The sequence below is a fragment of the Trichocoleus sp. DQ-A2 genome (assembly GCF_039961915.1).
Lineage (GTDB): Bacteria > Cyanobacteriota > Cyanobacteriia > Cyanobacteriales > FACHB-T130 > FACHB-T130.
Window position 1 is genome coordinate 66,354 of record NZ_JAMPKD010000024.1, and the last position, 14,136, is coordinate 80,489.

General features: G+C 47.3%; 11 protein-coding genes. 4 read left to right on the forward strand and 7 right to left on the reverse strand.

Going from position 1 to position 14,136, the window contains the following annotated elements; all coding sequences use genetic code 11:
* Positions 1-152: 152 nt before the first annotated feature.
* The gene (locus NC997_RS21360; protein ID WP_190412179.1) at positions 153-377 is read left to right on the forward strand and encodes a hypothetical protein; all 225 of its coding nucleotides are present in this window, start codon (positions 153-155) and stop codon (positions 375-377) included.
* Between the two features lie 144 nt (positions 378-521).
* Here NC997_RS21360 and NC997_RS21365 read toward each other — a convergent pair whose 3' ends face one another.
* Positions 522-1,760: an EcsC family protein gene (locus tag NC997_RS21365; protein ID WP_190524893.1), complete on the reverse strand. Its 1,239-nt coding sequence runs from the start codon at positions 1,758-1,760 to the stop codon at positions 522-524.
* A 200-nt stretch (positions 1,761-1,960) separates the two neighbouring features.
* Positions 1,961-2,743: a hypothetical protein gene (locus NC997_RS21370; protein ID WP_190436095.1), complete on the reverse strand. Its 783-nt coding sequence runs from the start codon at positions 2,741-2,743 to the stop codon at positions 1,961-1,963.
* A gap of 194 nt (positions 2,744-2,937) precedes the next feature.
* Between NC997_RS21370 and NC997_RS21375 the strand changes: the two genes are divergently transcribed.
* Positions 2,938-4,527 (forward strand): glycoside hydrolase family 57 protein, encoded by a 1,590-nt coding sequence (locus tag NC997_RS21375; RefSeq protein WP_190412177.1) that lies wholly within the window; start codon positions 2,938-2,940, stop codon positions 4,525-4,527.
* A gap of 11 nt (positions 4,528-4,538) precedes the next feature.
* Here NC997_RS21375 and NC997_RS21380 read toward each other — a convergent pair whose 3' ends face one another.
* Complete coding sequence (locus tag NC997_RS21380; RefSeq protein WP_190524904.1) at positions 4,539-5,945, reverse strand: CHAT domain-containing protein; 1,407 nt, start codon at positions 5,943-5,945, stop codon at positions 4,539-4,541.
* A gap of 351 nt (positions 5,946-6,296) precedes the next feature.
* Positions 6,297-7,709, reverse strand: coding sequence for a hypothetical protein (locus NC997_RS21385; RefSeq protein ID WP_190524907.1), 1,413 nt, complete (start codon positions 7,707-7,709; stop codon positions 6,297-6,299).
* A 650-nt stretch (positions 7,710-8,359) separates the two neighbouring features.
* On the opposite strand from NC997_RS21385, the gene NC997_RS21390 reads away from it, so the two are divergent.
* Positions 8,360-9,193 carry a slipin family protein gene (locus NC997_RS21390; protein WP_190429825.1) on the forward strand — a complete coding sequence of 278 codons (834 nt, stop codon included), beginning with the start codon at positions 8,360-8,362 and terminating at the stop codon, positions 9,191-9,193.
* Here the strand turns inward: NC997_RS21390 and NC997_RS21395 are convergent.
* The 3 genes from NC997_RS21395 to NC997_RS21405 form a co-directional block, all read right to left on the reverse strand.
* Positions 9,159-10,505: an FAD-dependent hydroxylase gene (locus NC997_RS21395; protein ID WP_190429826.1), complete on the reverse strand. Its 1,347-nt coding sequence runs from the start codon at positions 10,503-10,505 to the stop codon at positions 9,159-9,161. The two genes, NC997_RS21390 and NC997_RS21395, sit on opposite strands and share 35 nt — an antisense overlap.
* Positions 10,506-10,899: 394 nt before the next feature.
* A complete protein-coding gene (locus NC997_RS21400; RefSeq protein WP_190412172.1) occupies positions 10,900-11,355 on the reverse strand; it encodes an orange carotenoid protein N-terminal domain-containing protein in 456 nt (151 codons plus the stop codon).
* A 203-nt stretch (positions 11,356-11,558) separates the two neighbouring features.
* Positions 11,559-12,332, reverse strand: a complete 774-nt coding sequence (locus NC997_RS21405) for a YebC/PmpR family DNA-binding transcriptional regulator (RefSeq protein ID WP_190524909.1) — start codon at positions 12,330-12,332, stop codon at positions 11,559-11,561.
* 435 nt (positions 12,333-12,767) lie between these two features.
* On the opposite strand from NC997_RS21405, the gene NC997_RS21410 reads away from it, so the two are divergent.
* On the forward strand, positions 12,768-14,102 hold the full coding sequence (locus NC997_RS21410; RefSeq protein ID WP_190524911.1) for an ABC transporter substrate-binding protein: 1,335 nt from the start codon (positions 12,768-12,770) through the stop codon (positions 14,100-14,102).
* Positions 14,103-14,136: the final 34 nt, after the last annotated feature.

Genomic DNA, 14,136 nt, shown 5'->3' on the forward strand with positions numbered 1-14,136 from the left:
TAAATTTATTTTTACCTGCCTATTTAGTTACTTGGAGTTCCTAATTTTCATGAATCTCGTCTCTTGTACCAGGAAACGTTTCCTGCAACGTTTATCCTGCCAGGAAAGAGAAGTAATTCTCTGCTTTGATTACAAGGGAAAGAAGCTGAGGGGTGAGTTTTTCAGATGCAAGAGATGAGGCAATCAAACTTAAACTTATTGATGCTGACGTAGCGCTACAGAATCCAGTCCGAGCAGAGAAGTCGTACCCCTGGTTGCACGCCTTGTTGTTCATCAAAGCTGCAACGCTAGTGCGTGCTTCTTCCCCGGCGCTGGTTTGTTCTCGAAAATTCCACTGTTTCGTCATGGCTAGCAGCGATCGCAGGAGAGAAATTTAGTTCGTCTCCCTCCTAGGATTCCCAGATCAAAAGCCTGACTAACACTCAAAAGACAAAAACGCACTAGATTCGTTCCCCAATCTTCGCTTTTTGAAGCAGACTGGAGTGATTAGAGCGATCGCGCACAAGCGTTAGTAGAGTCTGTCAGCCTTGTATCGAACTGGCAATTTTTTTAATTGCTTCTACGTCAACATCAAATTTTTGGGTAATTTTTTCAATGACTTGGGATTCTGCTGGTGTCACTGCGCTATCTAGTTGGGAGATTGTATGGCACTGAGCTAACAGCGGCAACGCATAGTCCCGATTGAGTTGATCTAGAAGCGTATCTAAAGGCTGTTGTTGATTGATGTTATTGGCGATCGCTTCTAGAGAAGCAGGGCTAAGTTTGGCAGCTTGTAACGACGGTAAGATATCTTCCCAAGATTTGCCTGGATGACTCGCCACGATGATATGAACCAGAATCCGATCCATAATCGCTTGTTGCGCGATCGCAGTTTCTAAATACTTCTCGCTTGCTGCCTGAGACTCTACCAGCTTTTCCGTCGATGCCTCAGAATGCAACTGTACCTCATAAAAGCGACAAGCCGCATACCCCAGCGCATAGATCATCGTCGCATTCGCGCTAGCACCGATTGCAGCACCCGCCACTGGCGTCGCTTTTAACAAACCCAAACCCGCCTTAATTGCACGAGAACCGCCCAAAGACAAACCAAAGATTCCCAGCACTTCACCCTTACGCGCGGGATCTTTCAAATCTAATCCATAAGCCGCCGCAATCTGATAAACCATCTCTGACTGCAATAGCGTCGTTGCTGCCAAATCAACCGTCAGCAACGCCAATGCTGCTCCCGGCAACAAGCTAGTCGCCAGTCCCATCCCGCCTCCATAAACCGCTTTCTCCATCATCAGACGATGGGCAATCTGATTCGGTTTTTCGTCGGGATACTTTTGCTGTAGCTTTTTAACATCCGCTTCAGCTTTTACGACATCAACTTGATTGATAATCCCCAGCAACCAATTCGTAGGTAACGCCTTTGTGACGTGCCGCAAAAATGAGTTGTCGCCCACAAAAGTCACTGCACGCCCTGCGCCTTGTGTGGTTTGTTCGAGCAATTTTTGCGCTTGTTTTCCCGCCGCTTGGGCTACCCCAGTCGTCGTTGTCGCCACAGCTTTCCCTGTCTGGAAGGCAGTGTTACCAACTGCCATGCCGACTCCGGCTACTGTTTTCGCCACTGCTTGCCCAGCAGTCGCAACTGAATCGAAGAACGATGGCTTCTTGACATCCGTGGATTGCGTTAAAGATTCCGCATGGTCTGTTTTTGAGTCAGAAGTTGAGGAGTTTGCTTCTGTCTCTTCAGACACGATTCCCGGCTTGTCATCCATCGTTTAATTCCTATTGCCCGGTGGGTTTATCTGCGAGCATATCTCACTCAAATTCGATTCCGCCTGTATCGGGGGAAAGAAAAACCGCGAGCTTTCAACCAGATTTAAGTCCCCGAAAGGGATTTAAATCTGGTTGGGCAACGCGATCGCCTTCTATCGCATAAGAGAGAAAGCTCAGCGCGATCGCCTTCTATCGATCTTTAGCGGGCGCGAGGCAGATTGGCAGCAGGAGACACCTGCAAAATCCGGCTGTCTAGCTTGCGAACCACATCTCCTACCTGCACCGCGGGCTTTTTCCCATTGACGTACATCACCGCTGTTAGCGCTCCTGTCGAATTTCGGCGAAAAGCAGCGATATCCATCCGCACAGGTTGCTGTTGTATCTTCAGAGCCAGCGTCATCCCACTAGAAGCATTCCCCAAGTTATTCAGTTCCGGCAGGGGTTTGTATTCTACAACTTCTAGTCCCTGGTATGCTTTGAGTCTCTCCCGCAGTAGGCTCAACATCTGTTGTTGCTTCTGAGGGTTCTGCATTTCTTGCAGACCCGCATCAAAATTAGCTTGTTCGGGCTGATTTGGCATATTTCCAGTGAAGCCCAAAACGATTTGGTAGTTCTCCGGATTAACGAAAGCAAAGAAGTTCTCCGGCTTCATGTTCGCTTGCGTAAGCTGTTGTCTGAGAACATCCAATTTGGAGGCAATCTCAACGGCTACATCCGGTGGGAGTTCCTGAAACCCAGCAGGCAAATCTTCTAAAGTCAGCTTTACCTCAGACGACGCTGGTTGAGTGGTCGGTGCTGGGGAGGCTGCCGGGGAGGCTTCTGAAGCTGGTGCGGATGGAGCGACTTTTGGTTCTGGGGCGGGTGTTTGGACAGGTGCTTCTTGGGCAACAATAAGGGGAGTGGCGAACGTAGATTGAAAAGAGCCACCAACGCAAAGAGCGCCGGTTAACAGGCTAAGTGTCAAAGTTACTTTTTTTAGCACAGGTTGAACTTTACGCTGATTTCAAAACAGAGCAGGCAAATCGATCGTCAATTACCAGGATAGGCGAACCACCACCGGAACTTATTGGGAATCCCCGCCGAATGCTGACTCGCTTTCGCCGTAAAATCTTAAAATAAATTCAATTTTGCCCAGCCTGCTTCAATTTCATGTCCATCTAAGACCCCAGAATTACTATGCCCATCGGCTATCTTGCTCTTGTTCTCCATGCCCACCTGCCCTTCGTGCGGCATCCTGAAAGTGACTACGTTCTGGAAGAAGAGTGGCTGTTTGAAGCCATCACCGAAACCTACATTCCTCTGCTGCACGTATTTGAAGGCTTAAAGCGGGACGGCATTGACTTCAAGATCACCATGAGCATGACACCGCCTTTGGTGTCGATGCTGCGCGATCCGCTACTGCAAGAGCGCTACGATGACCACTTAGCGAAACTGGAAGAACTCGTTGAACTAGAAGTTGAGCATAATGCGAATAACGGTCATATTCGCTATCTTGCCGAACATTACGTTCATGAATTTAGCGAGATTCGTCAAACCTGGGAACGCTATGACGGCGACTTGGTAACGGCGTTTAAGCAATTTTTAGATAGTAACAACCTGGAGATCATCACCTGCGGCGCAACGCACGGCTACCTGCCGCTGATGAAGATGTATCCTCAGGCAGTCTGGGCACAAATTCAGGTCGCAGTAGAACACTACGAGCAAAACTTTGGGCGTCCTCCTAAAGGGATTTGGTTGCCGGAATGCGCCTATTATGAAGGGTTAGAGCGGATGCTCGCTGATGCGGGATTGCGCTACTTCCTGACGGATGGACATGGTATTCTCTACGCCCGTCCCCGTCCCCGCTTTGGCTCTTATGCGCCTATCTTTACAGAAACCGGAGTGGCTGCCTTTGGTCGAGATCACGAGTCTTCGCAACAGGTGTGGTCTTCGGAAGTCGGCTATCCCGGTGCGGCGGAATATCGGGAATTTTACAAAGATTTGGGCTGGGAAGCGGAATACGAATACATTAAGCCCTACATCATGCCAAACGGTCAGCGGAAGAATACGGGCATCAAATATCACAAGATTACTGGGCGCGGTTTAGGGTTGGGCGATAAGCAACTTTATGACCCTTATTGGGCGCGGGAAAAGGCTGCTGAACACGCTGCTAACTTTACCTATAACCGAGAGCGGCAAGTTGAGCATTTGCACCACATTATGCAGCGTCCGCCAATCATTGTTTCGCCTTACGATGCGGAATTGTTTGGTCACTGGTGGTACGAAGGTCCTTGGTTTATCGATTATCTGTTCCGCAAGTCTTGGTATGACCAAGGCACGTATCGGATGACGCATTTGGCTGATTATTTACAAGAGAATCCTACGCAGCAAGTCTGCCGTCCTTCTCAGTCGAGTTGGGGTTATAAAGGCTTCCACGAGTATTGGCTGAATGAAACGAACGCATGGATTTACCCGCACTTGCATAAGGCAGCAGAGCGGATGATCGAGCTGGCGCGGCGGGAACCAGCGGATGAGCTGGAGTGGAAAGCGCTTAATCAAGCGGCGCGGGAAGTGCTGCTAGCACAATCTTCTGACTGGGCGTTTATTATGCGAACCGGAACGATGGTGCCTTATGCGGTGAGAAGAACGCGATCGCACTTGATGCGCTTCCACAAGCTCTACGACGAAATCAAAGATGGCAAAATCGACAGCGGTTGGCTAGAAAAAGTCGAGGAAATAGACAACATCTTCCCCGAAATCAACTATCGCGTCTATCGACCTCTCTAATTCATCAAAAATTACCAGGGGCTGCCGACTAAGGTAAAGGCAGCCCAATAGTAGGGGTGCGATAGATTCACGTTCTGAATTCCTGCCAGTTCTGGCGGCAGGGATATCTCCCCTCTAGAACTGTGCAACTGACCATCTTGCCAGCGTACTTTCCCTTGCAACATCCCTATCTGAGCTTGCCTGAGCGCCTCTGCTTTAATCGGCGCAGCTTTCAGTTGCCGATAAAACTCTGTCATCAGCGCTAAGGTTCCTTCATCGCTAACAGACCACAAACTGGCGACAGCAGACTTCGCTCCAGAGTTAACGGCTAACCCCGCAAAGCCTAATTCTGCTTGTTTATCGCCGAGAGCAGTTCTACAAGCACTCAGGACTAACAGTTCCACGGGTGGAGAGTTCCACCGTAATTGCCGCATCTTATCCAGTGTTAGTTTCGCGTCCCATAACTGAACGTAGGAGTTGCTCGGGTCTCCCGGCTCGAAGAAAGCATGAGTCGCCAAGTGAATAATTTTATAAGGTTCTGAGGCGCGTTGCGATTGCAGATTCGCCAGGGTGAATTGTTGGTTTAAGAAGAATTTACCCTGCCATAGCTTTTGCGCGATCGCAGATAACTCCACTGGCACCGCAGGCAAGGGAGTTTGCTCCTTGAATTTTGACGCACCCATCGCCAGAACTTGCGAATTCTTTAGAGAGACATAGAGGGTATCTGTCAATTTGAAGGCAGGAATGCGCCCAATATTATACTTTTCCACCAGAAACTTTTGCCCATCATGGAAAGCTGCCAGCGGTATCGTCCGCAGACCAGCACCCACACAAAAGATTAGCGTGTCTATCTTATTTGTTTTTAAATCTGCCTCCAGTGGCGCAATAATCCACTGATATAACTGCTGCGCTGCTGGCAGATAGCGGGTACTATTCCGATGTCTGGGATCTACGATATTTTCTCTAAACTTTGCCGCTTCTTTGAGCAGGATTTCACTCTTCGCTTGTGGGATGCGCTTGTGAATCGGTTGATTCCCCGGAGTAATCAACACCAGTTCTAGTTGTTTTGCTCTAGGCACTACATAAATTAGAGCAGGCTTTTGACCCGTTTGAACCGCGATTTTGCCTAGAGTATCGGCGACATCCTTTGCTGTAATTGACTCGTCGGAGAAATTGAGCCGAAAGTAATCTTCATATTGTTTTTCCCACGTTTGCTCAATTTGCGGTACTATCTCCGTTAAATTTTCTCGGTCGAAAGCATTGTCTAATTTGGTGGGGGTAGCAGCTTGTGCCAGAAGAATCTTCCCTTCCGCACTAGATACGGTGGCAGTAGTATTGGGTGCTGGAATGATTACTTGTGCCTGCACTTGTTCTGTGCTGATTGCTACCAGGTGTAGTACTGCTAGCAATAAGCTAACACTACTCACGATTAATTTCATAGCAGCCTCGCTAATTTTGAGATGACTGGAAGATTAAGCTTAGGCGATGCACTTCACTAATAGATAGTGTTAGCGCATATTTTCTCGAGTAACAGCAAAGGCAGCCAAAATTCTACTATTTGGGAGCATTTCAATTGTAAAAATTTACATAGAAGGGTTTCTATCTTCTCTTTAAGCATCGCAAATAGGATTTTCCCCTCCCCTTATCTTTACTATTCTCTCGTTTTCCGGAGGGAATATAAGAAATATAGCAACATCTCAGTTGCGTAGATGCTACTCTCCGGGACACGACAATACCGTGTCCCTAGTTCGTTCCAGGCTAAGTAAAAAAAAACTGTGTAGATTCTTAATCTATCGCCGAACAATTTGGTGCAATTGTTCCACTTCATCTAAGATTTTATCCATTCCGGCTTCGGCAATGCCTTTGACGTAGTTAATTTTGATTTCTTCTAACATATCTACAAGTAAAGATTCGATTTCCTTAAAGTTGTCTTTTTTCTGTAATTCCACCTCTAATGCCTTTCCAAAGCTATCAATTAACCGAGTTGTTAATTCTGTCCCGACTGGATCTTCAACTGCTTTCAGGGCGTTGCTGTAAGCAGTTTGAGATAAATTTTTAGCGAGATTTTCACTAATCTGGCTAGGTAAACGGCTCAAACCCGGAACATTTTGGAATTGCTGAAAAACCGGAAATTGCTTGAGACTACTTTCTAGACTGTGATGTACTAAAGCTTCTAAATCAGGCTGAATTTTGGGGAGAACATTATGGACACTGAGGTTAATCAGGCGGGTTGCGATCGCTTGCACCTCATTAGTGTTATTGATATTAATATAGGGGCGGCTATTCCCCGGATGAAACAGCCTGCGTGCGAGATCGCCGCGTTGAATCGCTCCTTGCATTTGGTTAATTACCTGTATCCCCATAATTTCAGTCAATTCTTCAGCGAAGTTAGCTACAAAATCATGGTTAATTTGCTGCCGTACAGGCTCAAAATTTAGTAATTCAGATTGATAGAGGCGAACCATTACCGGAATGACTCGCAGCCACCGCCACAAGGGTAGCAGCAAAAACAGGTCATACCATCGCCGCAGCATTCCCTGTAGCCAGCTAAAGTTAGGATATTGGCGTCTGATATAGAAAGTGCGAACCAAAAATTCTAGAGCGAATAAAATTGTAAACGGTAAGTCAAGCAACCAAAATTCATCAAAAAATTTCCCATTGATTCCCAAACTGCGATAGTAGTTAGTCTGAATCAGGGGGCGAGTTTCTGTATTAAAGAAGTTGAGTTCTTGCTGCCAACCGGCTTGGGAAAGATAAGCTTGACTCCAAAATTCATTAAAGGCTTGATGTGCAGATTCCTTACCCACGCGATCGCGCACTTGATTCTTAATTTTTTCTAAAGCACCGCTTTTCTTCGCCAGCGCAAATGGATTATCCTCAATCATTTCATTACTGCGGCTACGCAAGTCCTGTAGCAAGCTTTCTACCTCTGCTGACTCTAGCCCAGTCTGCATCACTTGCTGTTCCAGTTCGTTCACCCGATTGAGATAAGCCTGTGTTTCTCGATGCGGTTCAATTCCTTTAATTGGATCGTACACCTGAATCAGACTGGGGATTTCCCGAAGGTAGAAATCACGCCAGGGTATATAACTGAGGTCAAACAACACTAAAACAAAGTTGATCGTGGCAATGATTGCCATCAATCTTTCAAACCAGCGGTGGCGGCGGACTGGAGGCTTTCTCATCGCGAATGTTAATTGCATAAATCTGTACAGTGAGTCTATTCCTTAAAAAAGTATGGAATTCTCTCGAAAAACTCGCAATCTATACTAAGAAAGTTGACGAATTGGTAATACTTTGGCTGCCATCAGGCAAGATGAATCCGGTTCATCGGGCTTTATTATACTTAGAATTCCTCATAAATCCGAGATGATTGGGGGGTTAGGGGAAACCTCCAGCATCGTGTTAAAAAAGAGTATGGTTATGATTCAGCGATAGTGTACGGAAGGGCTGTTCGCATGAAACGGTATGCCACAATGATTCTGTTTTTGGTTATTCCAGTTTTCGACACAGCCAAATTCAGCGTCTGAGACGAGGCGGAAGTGACACTCATCACAAACCTGGACAAACGTTGTCACATTTGGGCAACCCTTTCATCACAAATCTCCATTAATCAATCGCTAATATTGAAGACATCCGCGATTTTTCAGCCAGTTATAAGTGAGGGGAAGGCTATGAAAATTATCTTAACAATTCGGTGGTTAGTTCAAATAATTGTTTTGCAATTTATTACTTTGTGCGTGGCATCCATACTGCTGCTTTGGTTTGCCAGATCCGGCTGGTAATCAGTATCCTGCTATAACTCTGTCAGCGAGTCTAGAATGGGCTTAGTAACGATTTCCTTTTGCCAAATATGGGCACCACTCTAGGCACACTTTTAGTTTTCTTTTTCGTTCTAGCAGCTTCTGGACTTAAACTAGATCGAGAATACGAACGCGGCGTCATCTTTCGACTGGGTCGAACAAAGGGCGTTATGGGGCCGGGGATGTATTGGATTATTCCCTGGATCGATCAAAAAATGCAGATCGATGTCCGTACCAAAACGGTGAATATTGAACCCCAAGAAACTGTTACGGCGGACAGCGTGACGATTAAAGTGAATGCTGTTCTTTATTACCGAATTCTTGACCCGTCAAAGGCGATCAATCGGGTTGAAGATTACAATATGGCGGTTTACCAAATCGCTTTGACGACTTTACGGAATGTGGTAGGTCAAAATATCCTGGATGATGTCTTACAAAGCCGCGATAAGATTAACACCAAAGTCCAAGAAATAGTCGATGAAATCACAGAACCTTGGGGGATTGTGATTGAACGGGTGGAAATGAAAGACGTGGAAATTCCCCTAGCGATGCAACGGGCAATGGCAAAAGAAGCGGAAGCTATTCGAGAAAAACGAGCCAGGCTCATTAAAGCGGCGGCGGAACAGGAAGCTTCAATTAAGCTAGCAGAAGCTTCGCAAATGATTATGAAGAACCCCGCTGTATTGGAGCTGCGACGTCTACAAATGCTGACAGAAATTGGGGCAGAAAATAATACGACGACAGTGATTATGATGCCGTCCGATATCATTCAAGCAGCAAAGAATTTGACCACTGGAATCTCGAATGGCAATCAAGCCGAGGTACGTCCTTTTCAACCAGAGGTCATTTTTACCGAGAAGCCAGTTCCGGATGACGCCCTCTAAGCCCTGTCATTAGCTGCAAAGCAAAGGTCTTAACGGGACGAATTCGCCGCAGCATCCATAAACCCAAGCGGCGAATTGCCACGACTGGCAACCAATTATTAGAAAACATCCGATCGAGGAAATCGGTAAAACCTAAAATGGTCAGGTTTTCTTGTTTACGCCAGTGTTCGTAACGTTTAAGTACCTGTATATCCCCGATATCTTCCCCTAAATTATGGGCAGATTTTAAAACTTGAGCGATCGCTGCTGCATCCCGAATCCCCAAATTCATGCCTTGTCCCGCTACCGGATGGCAACAATGGGCAGCATCGCCAATCAGGGCGAGTCGGGGAAGCGTGTAGCGATCGCTTTGCATCAATTGCACCGGGAAAACATAGCGATCGCCTTCTAGTTCTAGACGCCCCAACAGTCCAGCAGTGCGTCGTTCCAGTTCCGCCAAAAACTCTTTTTCGTCAATTTCCTTCAAAGCTTTCGCTTCTGTATGCGGGGCAGTCCAAACAACCTGACAGCGGTTCCCCGGTAGCGGTAGAACCCCCATCGGGCCACTCGGCCAAAAGCGTTCGTAGGCGATATTCTGGTGGGGTTTTTCCGGTTTAATCGTTGCCACCACACAGGATTGCCAGTAATGCCATCCTTGAGTGCGGATACCAGCGGCTTCGCGGATGGGCGATCGCGCCCCATCCGCCGCTACCAGCAAGCGCGTTCTGATTTTGGATGTTTGCTTCCCCTGATCGCCCCCGCTGTTTGAGGGGGGATTGGGGGGGATCTCCGAGGCTTGAGAAGATTGAATTTTAGAGTGGGGGATCTCCCCTCTGACAGCAATTTCGATCTCTACCGCGTCAGCTTGATAGTCTGCACTTACCACTTCCGCCGGACACAACCAAGACACATTCGGGCAATCTCTCAAGCTATCCTGCAAAGCCGTCAGCAGCACCCGATGTTCCGCCCCATACCCTAGCCTTTCTGTCCCTAAATCTTGGGGAGAAAATTGTACGATGCCAGGATAATCGGCGTCAGATAAGCGAATTTGTTGAAATGCATTGATTTGAGGCAGTATTTTATCCCAAACCCCCATACCCTCGAAAATGCGCCCCGACATGAGGGAGATGGCATAAGCGCGTCCGATGGCAACAGCAGCAGACTGGGGCGATCGCTCAATTAACGCTACCCGCAGCCCAGAATCTTTTAAGGCACAAGCGAGAGTTGCCCCAATAATTCCACCGCCCACAATTGCTAAGTCGTAGTCAAAGCCTTGCTGGGCTGCCGATGTCTGCGGCGACGAAATTGTTTGAACGGTCTGTTCCAGCGCCATTGTTAACAAAATTAGTCAAAACAATAAGAATATTTACTATTGTGACGCGAACAGATGGAGCAATCAAGTTGAGAAGCGCGATGTCTAGTAAACAACCGAATCCCCAGGCTCTTTCCTTGCCCTTGGTGGCTGGGGATTCGGTTTTTGGACGCCAACAAGTATTGGGTTAGGGAGAGGACAACACACCGATGCTCTGGATGCAGTTTGGTAGAATAAAAAATTACCCCACTAATTGCAAAACAATTAGTGGGGGATGCATAATGAGGAAGCTTGCTAAAGGTTAGGCATCTGAAGAAGCTTCCTCTTTCTTATTAGCGGTCTCTAGAAGAGGTGTTTTGAAAATCGGTGCAATGTTTAAGACTGATTTCATACTCTCAAAGGGCACAACTTCAGACTACTTAGCACCCATTTCGATTACAGCACTGCGGGTGAAATTAATCCGCTCTTCAAAGTCCAGTTGCTTGATTTGAGCAACAAAATCGTTGGTTTCTTCGGGCAGTTGATAGTCAGAAGGCACCGTAATGATTTCACCTTTGTCCATGCCTTGTGCTAACCGGAGCCACACATCCAGCTTAGAGCTAGAACTTACAGCTTTATAGGCACGGCTAATATCAGTATCGGCTCGTGAAGCGATGTCGCGTTGCGCCTGTAGCTGTTCTTCCTTGGGCATTGCCAGGATTGCATGGTATAAGGCGGCAGCTTCTTCTTGGGCAGAAGTGGCATTTGCTGGTGTCAGTTGGTCTTTGATGTCAAGGTAGCCGAACCACAGGATGGCAAGCTGAGTATCTACATCAAAGCCCTGAAACTTTTGTAAGGCTTGTTTGCTGGTGTCGTTGGTAGTAAATGTCATTTATGAATCTCCGATTGTTTTGCTTTAATGACAGCTCAGGGAACTGAGCCGCTGAAACAAGTTCGTTTTGCCTCAATATTAAGATTTAATAAGCTGGCGACCGGAGATTAACCTCGCTTAAGACAGAGATAGCGATCGCGCCTGAAGACGGATGTAGAGACACGCGATCGCTCTTAAGGCAGGGAAAACAGAATTCCCATCAATTAGCCATTCACTAAACTCAGAGACATCAGCTCATCCGCCATCTCGAAGTTAGCGGTAACGTTTTGCACATCATCGAGTCCTTCTAGGGTGTCAATCAATTTGAGGAGCGATCGCGCCTGCTGTGAATCGCCAACTTCCACCGTATTGTTAGGAATCCAGCGCAGTTCCACCTCGGTGACTTTAAAGCCTTTCTCCTTTAAGGTTCGCTCTAGGTTCTCCAAATTTGCCACAGAGGTAAACACGTCGGCTCCCTCCGTATCCTCCTCCTGTGTCAGTTCGTAGGACTCAGCACCCCCTTCCAGGGACGTCTCCAATAGCTCCTCTTCGTCAACCACTCCTTGCAGGATACAGACACCTTTCTGCTCAAACATCCACGAGACGCAGCCGGTTTCACCGAGATTACCGCCATTTTTGCTAAAAGCCGCTCTCAAATCAGCGGCAGTACGATTGCGATTATCGGTGAGCGCTTCCACCAAAATTGCCACGCCGCCGGAACCATAACCTTCGTAGCGAATTTCTTCTAGCTGAGCGCCATCCGCTCCCCAAGTCCCCGCACCTTTTGCGATCGCTCGTTCAATATTCTCATTCGGAATCCCAGCCGCCTTCGCCTTATCAATCGCCGTGCGGAGTTGAAAATTACCTGCTGGGTCTGGTATACCACTGCGAGCTGCCACAATAATCGCGCGAGCTAGCTGAGTGAAGGTTTTGCCCTTCACTGCATCCACTCTCGCCTTCTGACGCTTAATATTTGCCCACTTACTATGTCCAGCCATAGACTGAAATTATTTATACGATCGTCCAAACATAGGATAAACAAAAATCAACCGTACTTCATACCAAGCCTATCCGCTTAGGAGGATGCCTGAAAAGTCATAATCGAGACGCTTAAACGGTAGAGATCCCCCTAAATCTCCCGATAAATTGGGGGTCTTTGAGAAACTTATCCCTTCTTTTTAAGGGGGACTGGGAGGATAAAATCAACTTTTGACACTTCTCAGACATCCTCTTAATCTTGTTTCTATACCCTGCGTAGCCAATAGCTAAAGCTTTACTTTAAATCAATCAAGCAGATGTTTTAGTTTAAGCAAGAAAATTATAAGTGTAAAAAATATTTGCAAAAACCAATTGTTTTTAAGCAAAAAGATGGCTTTTAGTCGCTGATGATGAGTATTTTAAAGCTGTTTCGGTTCAAAATTGGGCATTCAATTATGTCAGTTGGATTTAACGGGTCTAGTAATTTTTTCCAAAACCTGTGGAGTTTTTTGAGCCGGGGGTTGCTATTAAGCATTGTTCTGTTAGGATTGGCAGGATGTCAGCTACAGTCGGGGCGTTCGGAAGCCGCGGATGTCATCCGACTGACGTTGTGGCAAGGGGTGAATCCGCCGCCGAATCGGGATGTGTTGCAGTCGCTGGTGGACAAGTTCAATCAGGCGCATCCGAAGATTCAGGTGGAATCCCTTTATGTGGGACAAGCGGATCAGCAGTTACCGAAGATTTTGGCAGCGGTAGTGGGAAATGCGCCGCCGGATCTGTTGTGGTTTAACGCAACGCTGACGGGTCAGTTAGTAGAATTGGATGCGATCGCGCCTATGGAAAATTGGCTGGCGCAATCCCCCGTCCGCGACGAAATTGACCCCGCGTTGTTTGAATCAATGCAGTACGCAGGCCATACTTGGTCAGTGCCGTTTGGGACGAATAATGTCGGAGTTTTTTATCGTCCCAGTTTGTTTAAGGCAGCGGGAATCACCGAGTTGCCCAAAACTTGGGACGAATTGCGGCAAGTTGCTCGTACTTTAACCCGCGATACAAATGGCGACAAGCGCATCGACCAACACGGGATGTTTTTGCCCTTAGGAAAGGGAGAATTTGCAGTATTCCTTTGGTTGCCATTTATGTGGAGTGGCGGCGGTGAGTTGGGAAATGCTCAAGGGCAAGAAGCTTCTGCGATCGCTTTAGCCAACAATCAAGGCGCGATCGCTGCCCTTCAATTTTGGCGCAATTTAATTGAAGACGGCTCAACCATTCTGTCTCTACCAGAACGAGGCTATGAAACCGATAACTTCCTTGCCGGAAAGGTCGCAATGCAACTGACTGGCCCTTGGACGCTGGGGCAACTGAAAGCCACTGGCGTTGATTTTGGCGTTTTCCCCATCCCAGCACAAAAAGAACAAGCTACGGCGACGGGGGGCGAGAATCTGTTTATTTTAAAAACAACCCCAGACCGAGAAAAAGCGGCATGGACGTTTGCTGAATATGTTGCGGGAGAGGAATTTCAGACCGAATGGGCACTCGGTACCGGCTACCTACCCGTAAATCTGAAGGCGCGGCAAAGTGCCAAATATCAAGCCTTTGTCGCGGAACAACCGGCAGTGAAAGTGTTTTTAGAGCAAGCAAAGTTTGGGCGATCGCGTCCTATCTTCACGGGTTATAATCGGGTTTCCGAAAATGTCGGCAGAGCGCTGGAATCTGTCTTACTCGGCAAAAGTTCGCCCCAGGAAGCACTCAAAAACGCCCAGCAGCGGCTAGATTTGATTTTTAAGTAATTTAAACGCTTTCGGTACAGCAAATTTGTCAAGA

Excerpts from the sequence above, each read along its gene's own strand:
- NC997_RS21365 (WP_190524893.1), bottom strand. The coding sequence starts at position 1,760 with ATGGATGACAAGCCGGGAATCGTGTCTGAAGAGACAGAAGCAAACTCC.
- NC997_RS21375 (WP_190412177.1), top strand. The coding sequence starts at position 2,938 with ATGCCCATCGGCTATCTTGCTCTTGTTCTCCATGCCCACCTGCCCTTC.
- NC997_RS21380 (WP_190524904.1), bottom strand. The coding sequence starts at position 5,945 with ATGAAATTAATCGTGAGTAGTGTTAGCTTATTGCTAGCAGTACTACAC.
- NC997_RS21385 (WP_190524907.1), bottom strand. The coding sequence starts at position 7,709 with ATGCAATTAACATTCGCGATGAGAAAGCCTCCAGTCCGCCGCCACCGC.
- NC997_RS21390 (WP_190429825.1), top strand. The coding sequence starts at position 8,360 with ATGGGCACCACTCTAGGCACACTTTTAGTTTTCTTTTTCGTTCTAGCA.
- NC997_RS21395 (WP_190429826.1), bottom strand. The coding sequence starts at position 10,505 with ATGGCGCTGGAACAGACCGTTCAAACAATTTCGTCGCCGCAGACATCG.
- NC997_RS21400 (WP_190412172.1), bottom strand. The coding sequence starts at position 11,355 with ATGACATTTACTACCAACGACACCAGCAAACAAGCCTTACAAAAGTTT.
- NC997_RS21405 (WP_190524909.1), bottom strand. The coding sequence starts at position 12,332 with ATGGCTGGACATAGTAAGTGGGCAAATATTAAGCGTCAGAAGGCGAGA.
- NC997_RS21410 (WP_190524911.1), top strand. The coding sequence starts at position 12,768 with ATGTCAGTTGGATTTAACGGGTCTAGTAATTTTTTCCAAAACCTGTGG.